Source organism: Bartonella sp. WD16.2 (genome assembly GCF_002022505.1).
Classification (GTDB): domain Bacteria; phylum Pseudomonadota; class Alphaproteobacteria; order Rhizobiales; family Rhizobiaceae; genus Bartonella.
This window is the reverse complement of record NZ_CP019781.1, coordinates 335,975-358,497: the sequence shown is the minus strand read 5'-3', so window position 1 is coordinate 358,497 and position 22,523 is coordinate 335,975. Positions and strand designations below refer to the sequence as shown.

Annotated in this window: 16 protein-coding genes and 2 pseudogenes; 7 read left to right on the top strand and 11 right to left on the bottom strand. The window is 36.3% G+C overall.

The features are described from left to right. The first annotated feature begins 44 nt into the window (after positions 1 to 44). The 4 genes and pseudogenes from BWD162_RS01250 (at position 45) to BWD162_RS01235 (ending at position 7,142) form a co-directional block, all read left to right on the top strand. Entirely contained in the window at positions 45 to 737 is a 693-nt protein-coding gene (locus BWD162_RS01250; RefSeq protein ID WP_078705101.1) for an HAD family hydrolase, read from the top strand. A gap of 294 nt (positions 738 to 1,031) precedes the next feature. Next, positions 1,032 to 2,426, top strand: a pseudogene (gene thrC / locus BWD162_RS01245) (threonine synthase). Between the two features lie 83 nt (positions 2,427 to 2,509). Beyond that, positions 2,510 to 3,802, top strand: coding sequence for a M16 family metallopeptidase (locus BWD162_RS01240; protein ID WP_078705100.1), 1,293 nt, complete (start codon positions 2,510 to 2,512; stop codon positions 3,800 to 3,802). Between the two features lie 448 nt (positions 3,803 to 4,250). Next, positions 4,251 to 7,142: an EAL domain-containing protein gene (locus BWD162_RS01235; RefSeq protein ID WP_078705099.1), complete on the top strand. Its 2,892-nt coding sequence runs from the start codon at positions 4,251 to 4,253 to the stop codon at positions 7,140 to 7,142. 40 nt (positions 7,143 to 7,182) lie between these two features. Here the strand turns inward: BWD162_RS01235 and BWD162_RS01230 are convergent, their stop codons facing one another. Next, positions 7,183 to 7,767: a YqgE/AlgH family protein gene (locus tag BWD162_RS01230; RefSeq protein ID WP_078705098.1), complete on the bottom strand. Its 585-nt coding sequence runs from the start codon at positions 7,765 to 7,767 to the stop codon at positions 7,183 to 7,185. 71 nt (positions 7,768 to 7,838) lie between these two features. Here BWD162_RS01230 and BWD162_RS01225 point away from each other — a divergent pair, with 71 nt between their 5' ends. Further along, positions 7,839 to 8,717, top strand: a complete 879-nt coding sequence (locus tag BWD162_RS01225; RefSeq protein ID WP_078705097.1) for a protein-disulfide reductase DsbD domain-containing protein — start codon at positions 7,839 to 7,841, stop codon at positions 8,715 to 8,717. Between the two features lie 27 nt (positions 8,718 to 8,744). Here the strand turns inward: BWD162_RS01225 and rnhA are convergent, their stop codons facing one another. The 4 genes and pseudogenes from rnhA to cyoE all read right to left on the bottom strand — a co-directional run bounded on the left by rnhA (position 8,745) and on the right by cyoE (position 12,347). Further along, positions 8,745 to 9,212 (bottom strand): ribonuclease HI, encoded by a 468-nt coding sequence (gene rnhA, locus BWD162_RS01220; RefSeq protein WP_078705096.1) that lies wholly within the window; start codon positions 9,210 to 9,212, stop codon positions 8,745 to 8,747. 4 nt (positions 9,213 to 9,216) lie between these two features. Further along, a pseudogene (locus tag BWD162_RS01215) lies at positions 9,217 to 10,174 on the bottom strand (homoserine kinase). A 40-nt stretch (positions 10,175 to 10,214) separates the two neighbouring features. Further along, entirely contained in the window at positions 10,215 to 11,231 is a 1,017-nt protein-coding gene (ispH, locus tag BWD162_RS01210; RefSeq protein ID WP_078705095.1) for a 4-hydroxy-3-methylbut-2-enyl diphosphate reductase, read from the bottom strand. Between the two features lie 180 nt (positions 11,232 to 11,411). Beyond that, entirely contained in the window at positions 11,412 to 12,347 is a 936-nt protein-coding gene (gene cyoE / locus BWD162_RS01205; RefSeq protein ID WP_078705094.1) for a heme o synthase, read from the bottom strand. Positions 12,348 to 12,754: 407 nt separating this feature from the next. Here cyoE and BWD162_RS01200 point away from each other — a divergent pair, with 407 nt between their 5' ends. Together BWD162_RS01200 and tldD are read left to right on the top strand one after the other, a co-directional pair. After that, on the top strand, positions 12,755 to 13,291 hold the full coding sequence (locus tag BWD162_RS01200; RefSeq protein ID WP_078706105.1) for an invasion associated locus B family protein: 537 nt from the start codon (positions 12,755 to 12,757) through the stop codon (positions 13,289 to 13,291). A 130-nt stretch (positions 13,292 to 13,421) separates the two neighbouring features. Next, positions 13,422 to 14,840: a metalloprotease TldD gene (gene tldD / locus BWD162_RS01195; RefSeq protein ID WP_078705093.1), complete on the top strand. Its 1,419-nt coding sequence runs from the start codon at positions 13,422 to 13,424 to the stop codon at positions 14,838 to 14,840. 71 nt (positions 14,841 to 14,911) lie between these two features. On the opposite strand, the gene BWD162_RS01190 is transcribed toward tldD, so the two are convergent. The 6 genes from BWD162_RS01190 to fabI form a co-directional block, all read right to left on the bottom strand. Then, positions 14,912 to 16,156 carry a class I SAM-dependent RNA methyltransferase gene (locus tag BWD162_RS01190; protein ID WP_078705092.1) on the bottom strand — a complete coding sequence of 415 codons (1,245 nt, stop codon included), beginning with the start codon at positions 16,154 to 16,156 and terminating at the stop codon, positions 14,912 to 14,914. A 715-nt stretch (positions 16,157 to 16,871) separates the two neighbouring features. After that, complete coding sequence (gene dxs / locus BWD162_RS01185; protein ID WP_078705091.1) at positions 16,872 to 18,794, bottom strand: 1-deoxy-D-xylulose-5-phosphate synthase; 1,923 nt, start codon at positions 18,792 to 18,794, stop codon at positions 16,872 to 16,874. 222 nt (positions 18,795 to 19,016) lie between these two features. Then, positions 19,017 to 19,271: an exodeoxyribonuclease VII small subunit gene (locus BWD162_RS01180; RefSeq protein WP_078706104.1), complete on the bottom strand. Its 255-nt coding sequence runs from the start codon at positions 19,269 to 19,271 to the stop codon at positions 19,017 to 19,019. A 7-nt stretch (positions 19,272 to 19,278) separates the two neighbouring features. After that, positions 19,279 to 20,391: a 3,4-dihydroxy-2-butanone-4-phosphate synthase gene (ribB, locus tag BWD162_RS01175; protein ID WP_078705090.1), complete on the bottom strand. Its 1,113-nt coding sequence runs from the start codon at positions 20,389 to 20,391 to the stop codon at positions 19,279 to 19,281. A gap of 10 nt (positions 20,392 to 20,401) precedes the next feature. Next, on the bottom strand, positions 20,402 to 21,496 hold the full coding sequence (gene aroC / locus BWD162_RS01170) for a chorismate synthase (protein WP_078705089.1): 1,095 nt from the start codon (positions 21,494 to 21,496) through the stop codon (positions 20,402 to 20,404). Between the two features lie 143 nt (positions 21,497 to 21,639). Beyond that, the gene (fabI, locus tag BWD162_RS01165) at positions 21,640 to 22,458 is read right to left on the bottom strand and encodes an enoyl-ACP reductase FabI (RefSeq protein ID WP_078706103.1); all 819 of its coding nucleotides are present in this window, start codon (positions 22,456 to 22,458) and stop codon (positions 21,640 to 21,642) included. Positions 22,459 to 22,523 lie beyond the last annotated feature (65 nt).

Sequence of the window (22,523 nt, the reverse complement as noted above, 5' to 3'; positions counted from 1 at the left end):
ATCGTTTTATTACAAGCTCTTAAGCTATAAATAAGGAATATCTTATGCCTCAAATCGATCTCATTATTTTTGATTGTGATGGAGTTTTAGTAGATTCTGAATATCTAGCAGCAGAAATTGGTGCGCAATTACTATCAGAAGCGGGATATGAAATATCACCCGAAGAATTAAGTGAACGCTACACAGGACTTATTTTTCGTGATATTCTTCAAAAAGTTGAACAGGAAACAAAAAAACCAATTTCCGCTCGTCTTATAGATCAAATGTCAAACCTTTTTCGTGCACAAATAACAACTAAATTACGTGCCATTGATGGTATAAGAAAAGCAATAGAAACTATTAAACCTCGATACCCCTATTGTATCTGCTCTAATGCAATGAGTGCAGATATAAAACAGATGCTTACCGCCGTTAATCTTTATGATCTTTTTGAAAATAAAATATTTTCTGCACTCGAAGTTGGAACTCAAAAACCAAAACCTGCACCCGATATTTTTCTTTTTGCTGCACAAAAATTATGTGTACAACCACAAAATGTTATTGTCATAGAAGATTCTATTCATGGCGTACATGCAGCAAAAGCAGCGGGAATGCGCGTTGTTGGCTTTACGGGAGGATCGCACAGTTATCTTAGCCATTCCAATGTTCTTACAGATGCTGGAGCTGAAACAGTGATTACTAAACATGCACATTTACCAGAAGTTTTAGAAGCAATGACAATATGGCAAGATTTATAATACAAAGATATCTTCATGAAGAATTATCGTGCTTTTTTCTTCAGTTTTAAAGAATGAGATAAGATTATACAAATTACAATTAATAATAAAGTACAAATAGATACCTTAATCTATAAACTAGCATATTCTTTGATATTCAATATTTTATATTAGAACCCTGAATTTTTAGCGTAATTTTCTTGTTTCGCACAAAAATGAGCAAACGCGCTTCCACTCATTTGATAATTTAAATATTATTAACAAAGTAAAATATAAAATTGCCTATTTGCCAAAAATAAATGAAAGCGAAAATTTATGAAATATATCAGTACAAGAGGCAAGGCTCCTGCTTTAAACTTTACTGACACAATTATGATGGGTTTAGCTAGTGATGGTGGTCTTTATCTTCCAGAAAAATTCCCTCAATTTTCACCTGATACATTACGAGCGCTGCGTGGTCAATCTTATGCTACAATTGCTAAAACCATTCTTTGGCCTTTTGTAGATAATGAGATTGAGCGCATAACTTTTGAAAATATAATTACTGAATCTTATGCTATTTTTCGTCATCCAGCAATCTGTCCATTGCAGCAAACCGGCCCCAATGAATTTATCCTTGAACTTTTCCATGGTCCTACTTTGGCATTTAAAGATATCGCAATGCAATTTCTTGCTAGACTGATGGACTACATCCTGACTAAAAAATAAATGTGCAACAATTATTGGTGCTACATCAGGTGATACAGGTGGTACTGCAATCCAAGCCTTCGCTGGAAGAAAGAACTTAGACATTTTTATTTTATTTCCTAAAGGGTGCATATCATCAGTGCAGCAACAGCAAGTAACTACTAATCGCAGTACTAATGTTCACGCTATCGCTATTCAAGGCAATTTTGATGACTGTCAAGCACTCGTAAAGCAATGTTTAATGATCATAATTTCCGTCAAAAAACAGTGCTTTCAGGAATCAACTCGATAAACTGGGCGCGTATCATGGCGCAAATTGTTTACTATTTCTCATCTGTACTTTCCCTTGGAGCACCCGATAGATCTGTTTCATTTACCATTCCCACTGGAAACTTTGGTGATATTTTTGCAGGTTATATTGCTGCTCGTATGGGGCTACCCATTGCTCAATTGGTTATAGCAACAAATGATAACGATATTCTTCCACGCGCATTAACTAGTGGTATTTACGAAATATGTCCCACAATACATACCACATCTCCTTCGATGGACATGCAACTCTCTTCTAACTTTGAACGCTTATTATTCGAAAGTTGCAATCGTGATCCAGTATGGATTTGTAATGCAATGGAAAATTTGAACCAATTAGGCTGGTTTCACCTTGATAAAAAGCAACTTAAAAATATTTGTACTTTGTTTTCTGCTGGAAAAAGTAGTGTAACTGAAACAACACAAACAATTAACAGTGTTTATAAAGAAAGTGGTTATCTGGTTGATCCACACACAGCAGTTGCACTGAAAGTAGCCCGAGAAAAGAAGCAATCACCTATTCCAATGATCATCCTTGCTACTGCTCACCCTGCTAAATTTCCTGATACTATCCAAAGTGCTTGCGGTATTAATGCATTACAGCCATCTTGTCTAAATGATTTAATGCAGCGCGAAGAACACTTTACAAGTCTTGCTAATGATGAAAAAATAGTTAAAGATTATATCTCTTTAAAATCGCGTACATCGCATTAGATGTTAACTGCGTTTATCCAAATCAAAAAATATGTAATGTCCTTATAATTGGACATTTAGTTTGTTTAACGGAGTCATAAAGCATGGGTGTAGATATCAGCCGCCTCAGTAATGGTTTGACTATTGCCACGCATACAATGCAACACATTGACAGTGTCGCACTTGGAATATGGATTAAAGTTGGCTCACGTAACGAAACCTTTACACAACATGGCATTGCTCACCTTCTTGAACATATGGCTTTTAAAGGAACTGAAAACCGTACAGCTTTTAAAATTGCAGCTGATATTGAAGATGTTGGCGGGGAAATTAATGCTCATACCAGTATTGAAACAACTGCCTATTTTGCACGTGTGCTTAAAGATGATATCCCGTTGGCTATCGATATTCTATCTGATATTATGATATGCTCAAAGTTTGATGAAGACGAATTAGAGCGAGAAAAACAAGTGATTGTCCAGGAAATTGGCGCTACCTACGATGTTCCGGATGATATTGTTTTTGATCATTTTACTGAAACAGCCTTTCGCCATCAGTCTCTTGGTCGTTCTATTTTAGGAACACCAAAAACAGTTCAATCATTTACATCTGCTGACTTACATAGTTTCATGAATAAACACTATAGTGCAGATCGCATGATTGTAGTGGCTGCAGGAGCTGTAAATCATGAAAGCTTTTTGCGTGAAGTCGAAAGCCGTCTTAGTACTTTTCGCTCTCATTCAACGACCTCTTTTACCAATCTTGCTAATTATATCGGTGGTGACTTTCGCGAATATCGCGATTTAATGGATACACAAGTTGTTTTTGGTTTTGAAGGACGCCCATACCATGCACGTGATTTCTATACAGCTCAGATTCTTTCAATTATTCTTGGAGGAGGCATGTCATCACGCTTATTTCAAGAAGTTAGAGAAAAACGTGGATTATGTTACTCTATTTATTCTTTTCATTGGGGTTTTTCAGATACTGGGCTTTTTGGTATCCATGCTGCTACCGGACAAGAAGGGTTAGAAACACTTTTGCCTGTTATTCTTGATGAACTTTTTAAAGCGAGCAAAAACATTCACGAAAGCGAACTTCAACGAGCGCGGGCACAATATCGTGCCAATTTCACAATATCACAGGAAAACCCCTACAGCCAAGCGCATCTTATTGCCCGCCAAATGCTTCTTTATGATCGACCAATTCCAATATCTGAAATGATTGAACACTTAGAGTGTATTACCCCAAAAAGACTAACTGAACTTGCCACCCACCTTTTTACCAACTCAAAACCAACATTAGCAGCTATTGGCCCTGTTGGTCGTCTTATGAATTTTGATGATTTAACATCAACTCTTTTGTCTAATATAACCGCTCTTTCTGAACGTAAATAAATTAAACAGAGCTTTTCCATAAAACTTTAATTCATCACTTTTGTAATGAATAAAGTAATTATATAAATAGTTGATATTAACACCATATACACATTTTTGACTATAAAATTACCACAAGAGTTTCAATCAATTAAATAAGTTTGGAAAAGATGAATCAAAAAAGCGTGTAAAGCTACTCAACCAACACTTCATGTGATAGAAAATTAATAAGCAAAGGTATATTAGTGAAATATGAAAGCTCATAGCTTAACTTGTCTTTTTAAAATATAAACACCAATTTTAAGCTTCGTTTATAAACACAGATATCTGGTTTACCTTTGTATAAAACTATACTTTTTAAAAGAAAACGATAGCTATTTCTTATAAAAATAACTCTTAAAAGATGAATGTATTTTTCTGGAAATATAATCTAAAATTAAACAGTTTAAAATACTGAGAGTGAAACATTGTGAAAAGTTTGTATCAAATAATCAATATTATCATTGTTATAATCATTAGCTTTTTTGTTCAACTTACATCAGCGCACGCCATTGAGCCAATTAAAATTTTTCCTCAAGAGACAGCTATTGATCTATCAAAAGCAATCGAAATTCACCACACAAATAACCCCATCTTTCAAACAAGTACTGCACCAGGGCCAGATGGTATTATATGGCGTATCGAAGTACAAGCTAACAATGAAAATTTTTCTGGAAGTTGGGCAGTATTTGCCCTTGCAAACCCAACAGATGAACAAATTGACCGCCTTATTGTTGTGCCTCATTATCGTATAGCTAACTCAGGTCTTTTTTGGCCAGATCTTGGATCAACACGTATTCAATCTATCACTCCAAATGAAGGTTTTTCTCTTGACCGTCAAGCTAGTACAAATTCAGATATTTTCCGTATTACACTCAATCCTGGTACTATCATTACATTTGTTGCAGAACTTAACTCTACAAACCTGCCTAAAATCTATTTATGGAAACCTGAATCCTATAAAGATACAATCAATTCCTATACACTCTACCATGGCATCCTCCTTGGTATATCAGGCCTTTTAGCGCTTTTACTAACCGTTCTATTTGTTGTTCGTGGAACAGGCCTTTTTCCTGCAACAGCTGCTGTTGCTTGGGCAATTCTTTTTTATATTGGTATTGACTTCAATTTTTTGAATAAACTCTTTGCAATCACACCAACAATAGAGCCAATCTGGCGTGCTAGTACAGAAATTGCACTTGCAGCAACACTTTTCATTTTTCTTTTCACCTATCTATGCCTGAACCGTTGGCATTATCATTTCAGCTGCGGAGCAATCATATGGATTATAGCTCTTTGTGGCCTGGGAACATTTGCTATTTATGATCCAACCAAAGCAGCTGGTATTGCCCGTGTATCATTTGGTCTCACCACCATACTTGGTATTATCTTAATCAGTTATTTTTCAATCCGCCGCTACGATCGTGCAATCATGCTTATTCCAACATGGTTGCTTATCAGCTTCTGGTCTATTGGAGCTTTTGCCTGCATAGAAGGATATTTAGACAACGATATTATTCAACCAGCTCTAGCAGGAGGATTGGTGCTTATTGTTCTTCTTATCAGCTTTACCATTATGCAACAAACTTTTTCCCACGATGCTTTCTATGAAGGAATTTTTTCTGACCTTGAACAACAAGCACTTGCAGCAAAAGGAGCCGGGAATATCATCTGGGATTGGGATGTTGAGCGTGATCGTATTGTTGTTCATCCAGACATGACTCCCCTCTTTGGCACTGAAGCACACAAACTTAACGGTACCATGAATGACTGGATTTCAGCCTTACATCATGATGACCGTGAACACTTTCACGCTATGTTAGATATCATTCTTAAAAACAAAAAAGGGCGTATTGACCAAATTCTTCGACTTTCTTGCGGTGGTGGTCATTATCATTGGTTTTCGCTTCGCGCGAGTCCAGCTATTGTTAAAAAAGATGGAAAAGTTACCCGTGTGATTGGAACCATTATTAATATTACCAATCACAAAAAGGCCGAAGAACGTTTACTGCATAATGCAATTTACGACAATTTAACTGGTCTTCCTAACAAACAAATTTTTTTGGACAGATTACAGCATTATATTTCTCTTGCTAAAATAAATATAAAAATTAAACCAACTGTTTTGATGATTGATTTCGACAATTTCCGTCAAATTAATCACAAATTAGGTATAGCTGTTGGTGATACTGTACTCTTGATCATCGCACGACGCTTGAGCCGTCTTATTAATACTCAAGATACTTTAACACGTCTTTTTGCAGATCGTTTTGCAATCATTTTACTCAGCGAAACTGAACCACAAAAAATTGCAGCATTTGTGAATCATTTGCACAAAACAATTTCAGCACCTATTTCACTTGCAGAAAAAGAAATATCGCTTTCAATATCAATTGGACTGGTTACATGGAGTGAATGTAGATTAAATGCTAAAGATATTTTCCATGATAGTGAACTGGCAATGATCCAAGCAAAACAAATGGGTGGTAATGATATTGTACCTTTTCGCCCAAATTTTCGTACTTTAGGTCTTAAACATAACAACATCGAACATGATATTCATTCTGCCATAAAGCATAATGAAATAAAGATTCTCTACCATCCTATTTTTAATCTATCAGATGGACAAATTATAGGTTTTGAAGCGATCGTAGAATGGCATCACCCATATCACGGAAATTTAAATGTCACCGATTTTATTAAAATTGTAGAAAACGAACAGATCACTACGGATCTGGTACAATTTATCATTGATAATGCTATTGCTGATCTTATCAACATACAAAAAAAATGTACTCAACAACCTTTCTTCATTTCAATCAATTTACCAAGCGCAGAAATGATTCACCCTAATTTTATAAATCAATTGCGCTCTACTCTTCTTCGCAATCCACTTAATAAAGGGCACTTAATGATAGAGGTATCAGAATTGGTTTTGAGAAAAAATCCTGAACAATCAGCTTATTTTCTTGAACAGATTAAAGCATTAGGAATGAATCTGGCATTAGATCATTTTGGAACAGGCTATTCATCACTTGCTTATCTCGTTCGTTATCCATTTGACATGGTCAAATTAGACCGCTCATTTGTTTCTCTCGATTCACCTAAAAAAAAGCTTGTTCTTAAATCAATTATCAATATGGCTACTGATCTTAATTTACAGATTATTGCAGAAGGTGTTGAAGATGAAAAAGTGGCTCTCTTCTTACGTCAAGAAGGCTGCAAATATATTCAAAGTACAATTATCACTAAATCAATCACTGCCGAAGAATTAATTACTCTTATTCAAAATCAATTTTCTTATAAAAATAAACCAAGCTAATAGGCTTTTTTATAAAATCCAGAGAAAATAGCAAATATATTTATGCGTGACCTATTTCAGAAACGAGATAAGTTGGATTAATTCCCATGCGGATAAAACTTTCATCGTACGTATTACTTAAATCACTTTCAAAAATAAAACTAGACGACGCAGAACTGATCAACCACCCATTCGCAGAAACCTCTGTTTCAAGCTGCCCTGCTTTCCACCCAGCGTAACCTAATGCTATTAGCGCATGTTGAGGGCCTTGTTCACAACTGATTGCTTTTAATATATCAATAGTTGCAGTAAGATAAATCTTGTTTGTAACAGAAATGGTCGCTTCACAAGTGTAATCACCCGAATGAAGTACAAAACCACGCGAAGGATCAACAGGCCCACCATAGCGTACTGGAAACTTTTTTATTGATTCAGAAAGATAATTTTTTTTTGCTCGCTCGATCACTCCAAGCTGAAGTAAAAGCTCAGGAAAATCAATGCTGTGCAATTGATTGAGAATAATTCCCATAGCACCAGAATTAGAATGAGCACAAACATAAATAACAGAACGGACAAAGCGTTTGTCATTCATTCCGGGCATTGCTATAAGCAATTTTCCATTTAAAAATCCATCACGCTGCTTCATTAATTTGACATTTTCCATAATCTATATGTTAAACTTCAATTCAGGCAGTACAAGAAGAAAATAAAAACTAGATGAAAAAAATTCAAATATTTCTAAATTTACAAAGAATTTCAAATATCTTTTATAAAAAGTTTTTAATCACTTTTAGCTTAACATGCGTTCTTTTAAGCTCATCCAATTTCACCATTGCTGCACAAAAAGAGCAAGAATCACACCTTCTTGCAACGCCTTGGTATGAATCAAAAGGTGGCAGCGTGAGATTGGCGATCACCAAACCTTCCCCTTCTGGAATAAGAAATGGTTTTATTGAAGTTATGCTTAAGCCAAAATGGAAAACCTATTGGCGCAATCCAGGAAACTCTGGTATGGCACCATTTTTTAACTTTAACCAGCAGGTCTCTTATGAAATTTTTTATCCCATACCACAACTTTATGAAACAGAAAATGATTGGTCATTAGGCTATAAAAATAAAGTTGTATTACCATTTAGTGTTTCTGATTCAAGTGAAAATCTTAGTGGCTCTTTAACCCTTGGACTGTGTGATGAAATCTGTATTCCTTTTACTGTTGATTTTGATTTTTCCTCATCCACTCAGAAAAATACATATCTCTCTCCATCTTTATTAAAGCATGCCCAAGCTGCTCTTCCCCGTATAATGAATAATGAATTAAAAATAAGTGCTGAAAAAAATAAAAATACCTTATTTATAAAAATACAAAATAACAGCAAAATCAAAATCTTATCTCTCTTTTTAGATGGAGGAGATATGCAAATTGGACCAGCAAAAAAAGTAAGTGACCATGAAGAATATACACTCTTTAGCGCACCTATATATTTCATGCCAGACGAGCTAAACCAAACAATTTTTTATGCAATTTCTTCTCAAAATTATGCTTTGAGTGGAACATTCATAATAAATACGGAATCCAGTTCCAGTGTCATTCCATGATATATTAGAAAAGCTATCTCATAAAATTTATGTAGAAAAACGCCCATTTTTGCGATATTCAGCAATTGCTTTACGTGCAAGAGCATCTGCACGTTCATTGTCTGGGTGGCCAGCATGTCCTTTTATCCAGTGCCATCTAACATCATGCCGAGAGCAAGCATTATCAAGAGCCTGCCATAATTTCATATTTTTAACAGGATCATTCGATGCAGTGCGCCAGTTATTCTTCTTCCAACCTTTAAGCCACATAGATATTCCATTGCGCACGTAGACTGAGTCTGTATAAAGATCAATTGAACAAGATTCTTTAAGGGCATTCAACGCACAAATTGCTGCCATAAGTTCCATTTGATTATTAGTTGTATATTCTTTTCCACCATACAGTTCACGTTCACGACCATTCCAGCGTAAAATTGCCCCCCATCCCCCAGGTCCTGGATTTCCAGAGCAAGCACCATCTGTATAAATTTCAATGTCTTTTTTTCGATTGAACATAAAATTAAAAACCCAATTCAGCCAATGAATCCACACTACTAAAAAAACTAAGTTTATGCCAATATTCCAATGGATCCTTTTTAACAACAAAACTACTAGAAGGTGTATTAAACCAATCATAAAGGCGTGTCAGTAAAAAGCACAAAGCTGCACCACGCACCAATAAAAGAATCGCGCTTAATTCTAAAGGTATCAATGGCCTAATTTTTTGATAACTTTCTAATAATCCACGTGCTTTGACAAGATTATAAGAATAATCACTTTCAAAACACCAAGCATTCAAACAGATTGCTAAATCATAAGCAAAAAAATCATTACAAGCAAAATAGAAGTCTATAATACCAGAAAGACAATGGTCCAAAAAAACACATTATCATTAAATAAATCAGCGTGAATAATACCTGTTGGTAAATATAATGGCCAGTTTTTTCTAAAAATGCTAACTCTGTATCAATTTTCTGTCCAAACTTTTGTAATAAAGTATCTTTTTTTGTTTGGCAACTTGCCCACAATGGTCTCCAATCTACAATAGAAAGAGTATTTTTACGACTGGAGATAAAATCTTGTCCAGCCAAATGCAACTGTGCCAAACCAGTACCTACTTCACAACAATGATATACATTAAGCTTACGCACCCATGTCCCTTCCACAAAGGTAACAATAACAGTAGGGCGCCCAGCTAACTTACCAATTGTTACCCCATCATTTTGGAGAACTGGCTGAGGACAAGGAATTCCACGCTGATTTAAATGCTGCATAAGACTACAAAAAAAGGGTAAATCATTTTTTGAAACGCGTTTTTCATAAAGTGTTAAAATAAACCTCTCTTTTGTCGTATGAAGTATAAAATTTGAATTTTCGATACCTTCTGCTATCCCTTGGTAAAATAGAAGACAACCTATTGAATAACACGTTAAAAATTCTTCTAAATCGCTCTGATGTACATCAGTATGAACTGCCATTATTTTGCTTTCGTTTTAAGCACTAGTAATATTATAATTTCTATCTATTAGTATTTTTAGCATAACCATTAACAAAGGCCATATCTTGAGGGGTCAAGACAACATCACGCAACTCGCGATTGACCAAAAATATTTCTGTTTCTAATGCAGTTTCAGCCAATTCTATTTTGACATTATAATGCTTATGAAAAGCTGTAATAATTTCATCGACAATAATTTCAGGAGCAGATGCCCCAGCTGAAAGACTAACAACGGAAAGAGCACCTAGATTATCAAAATCAATTTCATCAGCACGCTGAACTAAAATAGATCGCTGTGCACCAAACCTTTTAGCAACCTCTACCAAACGCCGCGAATTAGATGAATTTGGTGCACCAACGATCAAAAATAAATCACTCCCTAATGCCGCTGCCTTAACAGCTTCTTGTCGATTGGTCGTAGCATAGCAAATTGATTCGGCAGCCGGTGCTTCTAACGCAGGAAAACGTTTCCGCAAAATATCCAAAATTTCAGCTGTATTTTCAACAGAAAGCGTTGTTTGTGTCACAAATCCCAATTTATTTGGATTTTCCGGTTGATAACGCCAAGCATCTTCTACTGTTTCAATTAATGTAACAGCTCCTTTTTCAAGCTGTCCCATTGTTCCTATCACCTCAGGATGGCCAGAATGACCGATTAATATGACATGACGACCATAACGTCGATGTCGTATTGCTTGCTTATGAACCTTAGAAACTAACGGACATGTTGCATCGATATAGAATAAATTATAACGATGTGCTTCTTCTAATACAGACTTTGGTACACCATGAGCAGAAAACACTACAGGTTGATTGCGATGTTCTTCCAGAATTTCATTAAGTTCTTCAATAAAAATGGCTCCACGCTGTTGTAATCCCTCAACCACATAGCGGTTATGCACAATTTCATGACGAACATACACTGGAGCACCATATTTTTTTAATGCAAGAACAACAATTTGAATAGCACGATCAACCCCAGCACAAAAACCGCGTGGACTACAAAGGCGCATTGTTAAAGGGGGGAGTAAGCACATAATTCATCCTTCATTTTTATGACTTTCTCCATTGTATCCAAACACATTGTTGTTATGCACTACACGAGAAATGTATAGAGAAAAACTAAAATATTATCTTCTCTATACAAAGGGTTGTACTTATAAGACGTTATTATTCTATTGACGCGAATTAATTTTTGTTTCTTGGCTTAAATCACATTAAAGGATAACAAAACACAAAATAAAATTTTCAATTAAAAGAATTCCAAATATAGCGGCTAAATAAAACAATGAAAAGAAAAACACTTTCTTTGCCATAGAAACTGTTTTATCACGTGTATCAGCTTTCCATAAACGATAAGAAAAATAAATAAAAGTAACACTTAAAATTGCTGAACAAATACCATAGGTAATACCTGCAAAACCTATAATATAAGGCCCAACGGCACATAACGCCATAATCATAGTGTAAACTAAAATTTGTTTCTTGGTTGAATATTCACCTCGTACATTGGGCATTATAGGAATACCCGCTGCATCGTAATCAATAGATGAAAATAAAGAAAGAGCCCAAAAATGTGGTGGAGTCCACATAAAAATAATCAAAAATAATAGGAAACTTTCAATACTTATTGCCCCTGTCACAGCCGCCCACCCAATCATTGGTGGAAAAGCTCCAGCTGCACCACCAATAACAATATTTTGTGGTGTTACACGTTTTAACCAAATCGTATAAATAACAACGTAAAAGAAAATTGTGAAAGCAAGAAAAATCGCTGAAAACCAATTAATAAAAACTCCCATAACCAAAACCGAAAGCACAGAAAGAGCCAAACCAAAAACAAATGCTTTCTTACGGCTAATTTTACCAGTAGGAATAGGGCGCTTTCGTGTACGTTTCATTATCGCATCAATATCAGCGTCATACCACATATTAAGTGCCCCCGCACCACCGCCACCCACAGCAATACATAAAATTGCTAACCCACCATAAAATGGATTTACAGTAACAGGTGACACCATTAGGCCAACCAGAGCTGTAAACACAACAAGTGACATAACTCGTGGTTTCAATAATGTAATATAATCATAAAGATTGGCTTTTGGTGGAATTGATTGACTATTTTTAGTTGACAATTCTTCTAAAGTACACATTCCACTAAAAAACCTTTTCCATCAGTATCATCCACAAAAAACACTATCTAATATATAGAAATGATCCATTAATATTATAGCATTTTGGAGACCATATAATATCTATCTTATTTATATATACTTCCAAAACAGATAGAAATACTTACAATAATTACAATCAATATTATCCCTTATATAAAAAGGAATTACAAAAATAAATAGACCTTACTAAATGCCTCAAAATAGCACTAGAATATTTTACTCCCGTAAAATATTATTCTTATTTTGTACCTCTGTTCCATTTATATGAAACATGCATAAATATGTTTAAAACAGAATTGGTTTTGTATTACACTTTTAAGACAAGGATTTACTTTTCATGAAAACCTATGCACAATAATATAATAACAATTTGGGTAGGACTTTCTATGATATTTTATCAATTTCTTAAAAAAAGCTTCTTTAGTGTTATTATTTATATATTTTGCGTTACTTTTACTAATTATGCTATTGCACAAGTATCCAGTGCACAAAATGTCCCTGCCCCACAAACCTATGGTGCATGGACAAAAGTTTGCTTACTACCACCAGGTACACCTAATATGCAATGTGAAATTATACAAGATGTGCGCACACAAGACCGTCGCGATATTACCTTTCGAGTCACATTTCATAAATTGCCTAAAAAACAAGAAACTTTAATGCGTGTTTTTGTTCCCATTCGTGTAGAATTACGTTCTGGTGTTGGTGTTAAAATCGATGATAAAAATATAGGGAAAATGGAATATCGGCGTTGTTTTGGTGATAATTGTGTTGCTGAAGCTCTCCTTAAAAAAGATGTGCTAAAACTCTTTTTAAATGGCAAAACAGCCACTTATTTTGTCTTTACAACCCCCGAGCAAGGAGTAGGTGGTCTCATTGACTTGCATGGCTTTAATGAAGCTTATGCAAACTTACCAGAATAACAAAAAATATTTCAAAATATTAAATGATCAGTGCATCCAATAACTCTTTGGGAAATCCTCTTAAATTTGGGAGTCTTTCTAAATAAAGAAAATGAACATTACCGATACCAATGAAAATAGGATAATCACTATGAAATCACTGATTGACCGTTTTGATATTGCTTCGTCCAAAGTACAGTCTTTTGTTCAAGAAGCTCTTCATAATGCTGATGATGGTGAACTTTATCTTGAATATACAGAAAGTGAGGTACTTTTATTTGATAATAACCAGCTTAAAAATGGGTCATTTCAGCAAGATATAGGATTTGGCTTACGCGTTGTTTCTGGAGAAGCTACAGGATACGCTCACTCCGGTGAATTATCAGCTGATGCACTCAAACGCGCCATTGAAGCCGCTAAAACTGTAACCTATAATAGTCATACAGGGTCTTATAGTACAGCCCCCTCACAACCAAAGCAAAGATTATACCAACCAAACAATCCTCTTGATGCTCCATCGTTTAAGGAAAAAAGTGCACTTTTACAAAAAATTGATGCATATTTACGTGAAAAAAATAACAAATTGCATCAAGTTACCGTCGCTCTTTCCGGTTCACTCCAACATGTTGAAATTTTACGTGGTGATGGATATTTCGTTCATGACATTCGTCCCCTCGTAAAACTTACTATATCTGTAGTAGTTTCTGATAATAATCGACGTGAAAATGGATTCTATGGATGCGGTGGAAGACAAACATTTAATCAATTTATTAGTGAAGAAAATTGGAAAATGGCTGCCGATGAAGCTTTACGTATGGCTTTAGTCAACTTAGAGGCAGAAGCAGCACCAGCAGGAACATTTGATGTTGTTTTAGCTAATGGATGGCCTGGTGTTATGCTACATGAAGCTGTTGGACACGGTTTGGAAGGTGATTTCAATCGCAAAAAAACATCTGCTTTTTCTGGGCTTTTAGGGCAACAAGTTGCCGCACAAGGTGTGACTATTGTTGATGATGGCACAATTCCTCAATGCCGTGGATCACTTACCATCGATGATGAAGGAACACCATCAAGACATAACGTTTTGATTGAAAACGGCAAACTTGTAGGCTTCATGCAAGACAGGTTAAATGCTCGACTCATGGGTGTTAATCCAACTGGAAATGGGCGACGTGAGTCTTACGCACATACACCAATACCACGGATGACAAATACAATTATGCTAGGGGGAGATAAAACACCTCAAGAAATTCTATCTTCATTAAAAAGTGGTATTTACGCAGTTTCATTTGGTGGAGGACAAGTTGATATTACTTCTGGAAAATTTGTATTTGAATGTACCGAAGCTTATCGAGTAGAGAATGGCAAAATTTTAGCTCCAATCAAAGGCGCGACCCTCATTGGTAATGGACCAGATGCCATGAAACGCATCACAATGATTGGAAATGACAGCAAACTGGATAATGGTGTAGGTATGTGTGGAAAAGCAGGACAAAATGTTCCTGTTGGCGTCGGACAACCTCATTTACGAATCAATAATATGACGATCGGTGGGACAACGCTTTCATAACATCAATCAACTAAGCTTAATAAAAAATTTTTGATACATTTAAAATAACTTTTTCATTTTAGCTAAATTTCTTAGCGCATTTTTGTTTTGTGTTTGTTTAAAATTGCAACAATTTCAACATGAGGCGACCATAAAAATTGATCAATCGGTATAACCTTTTCTATTGTATAACCGCCTGCAACAAGAATAGATAAATCACGAGCAAATGTAACAGGATTGCACGAAACAGCTACTACACGTGGTATTGTCGTTTTTGCTAACTCATACACTTGTTCTTTTGCACCAGCGCACGGCGGATCAAAAACAACACTATCAAAACGCTCAAGTTCTTTTGCAGAAAGTGGACGACGAAATAAATCACGCTTTTCACAAGTAACTGTTTTTAAACCAGAAGCAAAACGTGCTGCACGCTCTAAATTTGCCAACGCTGTTCCATCATTCTCTACTGCATGAACATTCATTGTCTTAGCCATACGTAAAGCAAAAGTTCCCACCCCTGAAAATAAATCAACAGCACTTTTTGCTTTTTTAAAATGAGTTAAAATAATATGAGTTATGATATTCTCTGCCTCAGAAGTTGCCTGAAGAAAACCTCCAGAAGGAAGTTCAACACAGACATCACCAAAGTAAATTAATGGTTTTTCTTGCTCAACCAAAATTTCACCTTCAATAGATAGGCGCGTAATTCCACATACAAGAGCTGCGTGTATCATGTTTTGACGAATAAGCTTATCGCGTACGACGCAACCACTTAAAGCTACATCAAAACCATTATCAACAGATGTTACTGTTACATGAAATCGCTTAGCATGATTGCTTAAAAGAGCACATATCGCTCTAATATCACTTAATTTCGATATAATCTGTGACCGAGTAACCGGACATTCTTCAATAGCCACAATATCATGTGAAAAATGACGATTAAAACCAACAATATGACCTTGCTTTGTCATAGACGCCGTTAAAATGATTCGCCGGCGGCTATAATGTTTACACTCTACTAAAGGAGAAACAGCTACATTAAACCGATGCTTTTTAAGTGTATCAACAACCAATTGTCGTTTCCAAGAATGATATGCATCAACATACCAATGCTGAAGCATACACCCTCCACATTCTTTAAAATGTTTACAAATAGCATCAATGCGTTCTAATGATTTTTTTATTAATGCAATGGGTGTACCGTATTTTCCATGGAGAGCAGCTTTAATAACCTCTCCCGGTAAAGTAAAAGGTATATAAACCGAGCCACGCGGTGTTTTTGCCACACCATGACCATTAGCTCCAATATGATCAATTATAACGTTGTTACTCACTCTTGTTTTTCTCCGAATAATCAATATTATAAACGCTTATCACCGTTTATAATTGAGTGAAGAAAGAAAACTTTTTTATTTATCCCTTTTAAGATTCAGTTTATCAAAAAAAGTACTTCTAAAGTTTCTTGCAACTGATGAATTTTTTAATACCCCTCCCCTATCATCAATTTCAAATTGAGATTTTACTAGCAAAATATCTTGGCTCTCTTCTTGAGAGAAGCTAAAATAAAGAAGCAATACAAAGTTAAGAGAAGTGAATTGACATTTGATATAGTGAAATTAATTCCACAACTATTACTGCCTTTAATCTCTACAGTTAAACCTTTTCATAATATTATCCATGCTAGTACTAGATTAAACGTGCATTAAACTTATTATGATCAACATTAAAAGAAATAATTATAGACTCATCCTCATATTTTAAGAAAACTTGCTTAAAATTACTACGGACGCACCAATATTATAGTCATCAGTTGATTCACTATAATCAGAAATACACTCTAAATTCATTCACCAATTGTAATTCCAGCACATACAACATAACTCTGCATAGAATAACAAACTATAAGTTTCGTATTATTAGAACTCATCTTCTTAATTTTAAAAGTATTTTTCCGTCAATCCTAACCGTTTGTCACATAATTGCATTATATGTTCGTAAACACATTGTAAAAGTAACTAAGGTATCAATCTTTTTATAACTACCTTATTGTCACACTTGAATTTGCGGCACTATCCGCATTTCACGCCCCAAAGCATTAAAAACAGTATTAATAATACCCGCCGCATTAAGCCCAATACTTGAAAGCACTTTATTTGGTGAACCATGATCTAAATATTCATCAGGAAATTGTAATGTGCGAACCTTTAAACCGTGTTCTAGTAGACCCTCCTGTGCTAAAAACTGTAGTACATGCGCCCCAAATCCCCCTATTGCCCCTTCTTCAATTGTGAGTAACACTTCGTGCTCACGTACCAAACGACGTATTAAATCCTTATCCAAAGGCTTTGCAAAGCGCGCATCTGCAACAGTTGTTGATAACCCCTCTGTTGCTAACTCATCAGCTGCCACCAACACTTCAGATAACCGCGTTCCAAAACAAACCAAAGCTATTTTGCTGCCTTCACATAAAATTCGCCCTTTACCAATCTCCAGAACCTCACCTCGTTGTGGTAAATCTATGCCACTACTTTCACCACGCGGATAACGAAAAGAAATAGGTCCTTGATCGTAAGCTGCTGCTGTGCGCACCATATGCATAAGCTCAACTTCATCAGAAGGAGCCATCACAATAAACTCAGGAAGAGTCGCTAAAAAAACAATATCAAAACTCCCAGCATGTGTTGCGCCATCCGCGCCAACAAAACCAGCACGGTCAATTGCAAAACGCACAGGTAACTTTTGAATCGATACATCATGAATAATCTGATCATAAGCACGCTGTAAGAAGGTAGAATAAATTGCAACAAAAGGTTTATACCCTTCACAGGCGATACCTGCAGCAAAAGTTACAGCGTGTTGCTCAGCAATACCGACATCAAACATTCTTTCGGAAAATTTTTCAGCAAAAGAATCTAGGCCAGTTCCTGTTGGCATTGCAGCCGTTATAGCAACAATCTTATCATCATGGCTGGCTTCCTCTATTAAAGCTTTAGAAAACACTTTAGTATAAGGAAGAAATTTACTTTGTGTTTTAACCTGTTTACCCGTAACAACATCAAAACGATTAACACCGTGATATTTATCAGACGACACCTCAGCAGGTGCATACCCTTTCCCTTTATGTGTTACAACATGCACTAAAACAGGACCACTGGGATATTCACGAATATTTTTTAGAATAGGCAACAAATGATTCATATTATGGCCATCTACAGGCCCGACATAATAAAAGCCAAGTTCCTCAAATAAACTTCCCCCAACTAAAAAACCACGCGCAAACTCTTCCGAAAGCCGTGCTTTATCTGAAAAAAACTTCGGTAATTTCTTGCTTAATATCTTTACTTGTTCACGCAAACTACGATAAGAAGGACGAGAAACTAATCTTGCAAGATAAGCACTCATAGCACCTGTAGGAGGCGCAATAGACATATCGTTATCATTAAGGATAACAATTAAACGTGCATCCAAAGCACCAGCATTATTCATTGCCTCATAAGCCATACCAGCAGACATAGCGCCATCACCAATCACACAAATGATGTTACGTCTTTCTTCTGCTTTCAACATGCTCGCCACTGCCATTCCAAGGCCAGCTGAAATAGAAGTAGAAGAATGACCTGCTCCAAATGAGTCATACACACTTTCTGAACGTTTTGTGAAACCTGATAAGCCACCATCTTGGCGCAGAGTGCGAATTTTATCCCTACGACCAGTCAAAATTTTATGGGGATAAGTTTGATGACCAACATCCCAGATAATCTTATCGTCAGGCGTATTAAAAACATAGTGCAGCGCAATAGTGAGCTCAACAACACCAAGTCCTGCGCCAAGATGACCACCTGTTACAGAAACTACATCAATTGTTTCAGCTCGTAATTCATTAGCTAACTGTACTAAATCAGACTCAGGAAATGCCCGTAAATCTTTTGGAAAACAAATACGATCAAGTAATGGCGTTAATGACCGAGACAAAAAAAACTCCTTACATTACCAATAATAATTATATAGGCACACATTTTTTATTATTTTGTGTAGAATGTGATGTATTATTCATTGAAACACTTTACTTATTTAAGATTATCTACAGATTTTCTTCTTTTTCATTCATTTCATAAGTAATAAGATTGATAAGTTATTCTAATTAAATCAAGATTCTTGTTTTTACAGTCAATAACAATAAACGATTATTAAATATCATTCAGAATCAAGTGGCTCTAAACCTTCTGGATGACCAGTATCTGAAAGCCGAATTTTTTCAACTTTAGCTTCAGCTACTTTCAACAGTTTATCACAATAATTCTTAAGAGCTTCACCACGCTCATAAATATCAATTGATTGTTCTAAAGGAACATCTCCACGTTCCAAGTTTTCAACAATCACTTCAAGTTGCTTCAGTGCTTCCTCAAAACTTAACGCAGCAATATCTCCCTTTTTCATTCCTTTTTTCATATAACCCTCACAAAATATCTGTTCTAGATATGCGAATTCCAAAACCTTCCAAACCGACATAATGACGCTCTTTAGAAGAGTAAACAATAACAGAACTAATCCCTAAATGTTTCAAAATTTGCGCTCCTAGACCAATTTGATGCCATTCTTCTGCACGTTCAATTGCTTGTGCATGGTTTTCTACATCTACCATTGCCATTTTCTGATCACAAACAGCTAATTGAGAACCAACACCAACAGATCCTTCACGCAAATAAACAAATACACCACGCTTTTCTTTTTCTACCATGCGCCGCATGATAACTTCAACATCTGGTGATTGACCAAAAACATCCTTTAGAATGTTTTCACGATGCAGGCGTACCGGAATATCTTCCCCATCACGAATATCGCCAAAAACAATTGCCACATGCTGAACTGTTTCCCAAGGAAGTTGATAACTTTTGACTATAGCTGGACCTACAAATGTTTCAATATGCATTTCTCCAACATATTTTATGAGCGTCTCTTTACGCTGACGATAAGCAATAAGATCAGCAACAGTTATGATGTGCAACTGATTATCTTGTGCAAACTTTGTAACTTCATCTCCATGTTTAACACTACCATCATCATTGACTAATTCACCAATAACACCAACCGGTGGCAAACCAGCTAATTTACACAAATCAACAGCTGCCTCAGTATGGCCTGAGCGCATGAGAACACCACCTTCATGTGCAATTAAAGGGAAAATATGTCCCGGACGGACAAAATCGTTAGCACTTGCATTGGGATTAGCTAAATTACGAACAGCCAATGTACGATCATACGCTGAAATACCCGTTGTTATTCCATGTTTAAAATCCACGGTAACAGTAAATTTGGTACGATGCGCCGAATCATTATCCGATACCATAAGAGCAAGATTAAATCGTTGTGCTTCTTCTTTTGGCATTGGTGTACAAATAATACCCGACGTATGGCGAATGATAAATGCCATTTTTTCTTCTGTACAATGAACAGCAGCAACAATTAAATCACCTTCATTTTCACGGTCATCATCATCTGTAACTACAACAATTTCACCGCGTTCAAAAGCCTGAATAGCAGCAACAACTTTTTTCTGATTATAAGCCATCGTTTACCTTTCAACTACAACTGATCTGACCGCGGTGTCGTAAATAATGATCAGCAATAGCACAAGCAACCATCGCTTCACCAACAGGAACAGCACGAATTCCAACACATGGATCATGACGCCCCTTTGTAACCACATCTACATTGTTACCATTAACATCAATTGAACGGCAAGGGACCACAATTGATGAAGTGGGCTTAACAGCAAAACGTGCAATAATCGGCTGCCCATTTGATATTCCACCCAAAATACCCCCAGCATGATTAGATAGAAAAAGTGGTTTACCGTCACTTCCCATTCGCATTTCATCTGTATTTTGTTCACCAGTCAAGCGAGCTGCGGCAAAACCATCGCCAATTTCAACACCCTTAACCGCATTAATTGACATTAAAAATGATGCAATATCTTGATCAAGTTTTGCGTAAATAGGTGCCCCTAGGCCCACTGGAACATTTTCTGCAACAATCTCAACAATAGCACCAGTTGATGAACCGCTTTCTTGTAACTGAGTCATATAATCAGCAAAAATACGTGCTGCTTCTGCATCAGGTGTAAAAAAAGGATTGTTATCGACCTCTGACCAATCCCAACTGTCACGATTAATACTATAAGGGCCAATCGCCGTCACAGCTCCTCGCACAATTAAACCAGGAACAATTTTACGGGCAAGAGCACCTGCGGCGACACGCGCTGCCGTCTCTCGTGCTGAAGCACGACCACCACCACGATAATCACGAATGCCATACTTAATATCATAGGTGTAATCTGCATGACCTGGGCGATATTGATAAATAATTTCACCATAATCTTTAGAACATTGATCTATGTTTCGGATAAATAGTGAAATTGGTGTACCTGTTGTTACCAATGTCGTGCCGTCATCTTGAGTCACAACTCCTGAAAGCACTTCTATTTGATCTAACTCTTGACGTTGCGTTGTATATTTTGATTGCCCGGGTCTACGTTTATTAAGATATGCCTGAATTTCTGTAAGAGTGAAAGCAATTCCTGGAGGACAACCGTCAATAACACAACCAAGAGCAGGGCCATGACTTTCACCCCATGTTGTTACACGAAACAAATGACCAAATGTATTATGCGACATGGAGAAAGATCCATTTCTTCTTCAAATACACGCAACTATAGTGTGGATTGAACCGCGCAATACGATTTCATCCAAAGATGTCATTGACTGTCTGAACTTTAAATCAAATTGTCGCTAACATATAAAACTTTATGAACCAAGTCTTATTCTTTAACAACAGAAATATCAGGTGCATCAACAGCCTTCATACCGATAACATGGTACCCAGAATCAACATGATGAATCTCACCTGTAACAGAACGCGATAAATCTGAAAGAAAGTAAAGGGCAGAGTCACCGACTTCCTCTATTGTCACTGTACGGCGCAAAGGAGCATTATATTCGTTCCATTTTAGAATATAACGAAAATCACCAATACCAGAAGCAGCTAATGTTTTAATTGGCCCTGCAGACACAGCATTAACACGAATGTTTTTTGGCCCTAAATCAACAGCTAAATACTTCACACTAGCCTCAAGAGCAGCTTTAGCAACCCCCATTACATTATAATTAGGAACAACCTTTTCTGCACCATAATAAGTCAGAGTTAAAATTGAACCGCCATCTGGCATCAATTTTTCTGCACGCTGTGTAAGAGCCGTTAACGAATAAACAGAAATATTCATCGTCATCATAAAGTTTGATTCACTAATATCAACGTAACGACCACTTAATTCATCTTTATCGGAAAAACCAATAGCGTGAACTAAAAAATCAAGTTTGCCCCACTTTTTTTCTATTGCGTTAAAAACTGCATCAATAGATGCACTATTGGAAACATCACAATGACCGCAAACAAAACTGTTCAACTCTTGAGCCAAAGGCTCAACACGTCTCTTCATTGCTTCACCTTGATAGGTAAAAGCAAGCTCGGCTCCTGCTGCATTGGCTGCCTTTGCTATTCCCCAAGCGATAGAGCGATTATTTGCCAATCCTAAAATTAAGCCACGCTTTCCATACAATAAACCATTACTCTTCGTCATTAGCATCGCCTCATTGCTATTTGGCATCAACATTATCTGTATGCCTATGACACAGGTTATCTTTT

Coding starts and splice junctions, on each gene's coding strand:
- BWD162_RS01240 (WP_078705100.1), top strand. CDS start 2,510: ATGGGTGTAGATATCAGCCGCCTCAGTAATGGTTTGACTATTGCCACG.
- rnhA (WP_078705096.1), bottom strand. CDS start 9,212: ATGTTCAATCGAAAAAAAGACATTGAAATTTATACAGATGGTGCTTGC.
- fabI (WP_078706103.1), bottom strand. CDS start 22,458: ATGACGAAGAGTAATGGTTTATTGTATGGAAAGCGTGGCTTAATTTTA.
- BWD162_RS01230 (WP_078705098.1), bottom strand. CDS start 7,767: ATGAAGCAGCGTGATGGATTTTTAAATGGAAAATTGCTTATAGCAATG.
- ispH (WP_078705095.1), bottom strand. CDS start 11,231: ATGTGCTTACTCCCCCCTTTAACAATGCGCCTTTGTAGTCCACGCGGT.
- tldD (WP_078705093.1), top strand. CDS start 13,422: ATGAAATCACTGATTGACCGTTTTGATATTGCTTCGTCCAAAGTACAG.
- BWD162_RS01225 (WP_078705097.1), top strand. CDS start 7,839: ATGAAAAAAATTCAAATATTTCTAAATTTACAAAGAATTTCAAATATC.
- aroC (WP_078705089.1), bottom strand. CDS start 21,496: ATGTCGCATAATACATTTGGTCATTTGTTTCGTGTAACAACATGGGGT.
- BWD162_RS01200 (WP_078706105.1), top strand. CDS start 12,755: ATGATATTTTATCAATTTCTTAAAAAAAGCTTCTTTAGTGTTATTATT.
- cyoE (WP_078705094.1), bottom strand. CDS start 12,347: ATGTGTACTTTAGAAGAATTGTCAACTAAAAATAGTCAATCAATTCCA.
- ribB (WP_078705090.1), bottom strand. CDS start 20,391: ATGGCTTATAATCAGAAAAAAGTTGTTGCTGCTATTCAGGCTTTTGAA.
- BWD162_RS01250 (WP_078705101.1), top strand. CDS start 45: ATGCCTCAAATCGATCTCATTATTTTTGATTGTGATGGAGTTTTAGTA.
- BWD162_RS01180 (WP_078706104.1), bottom strand. CDS start 19,271: ATGAAAAAAGGAATGAAAAAGGGAGATATTGCTGCGTTAAGTTTTGAG.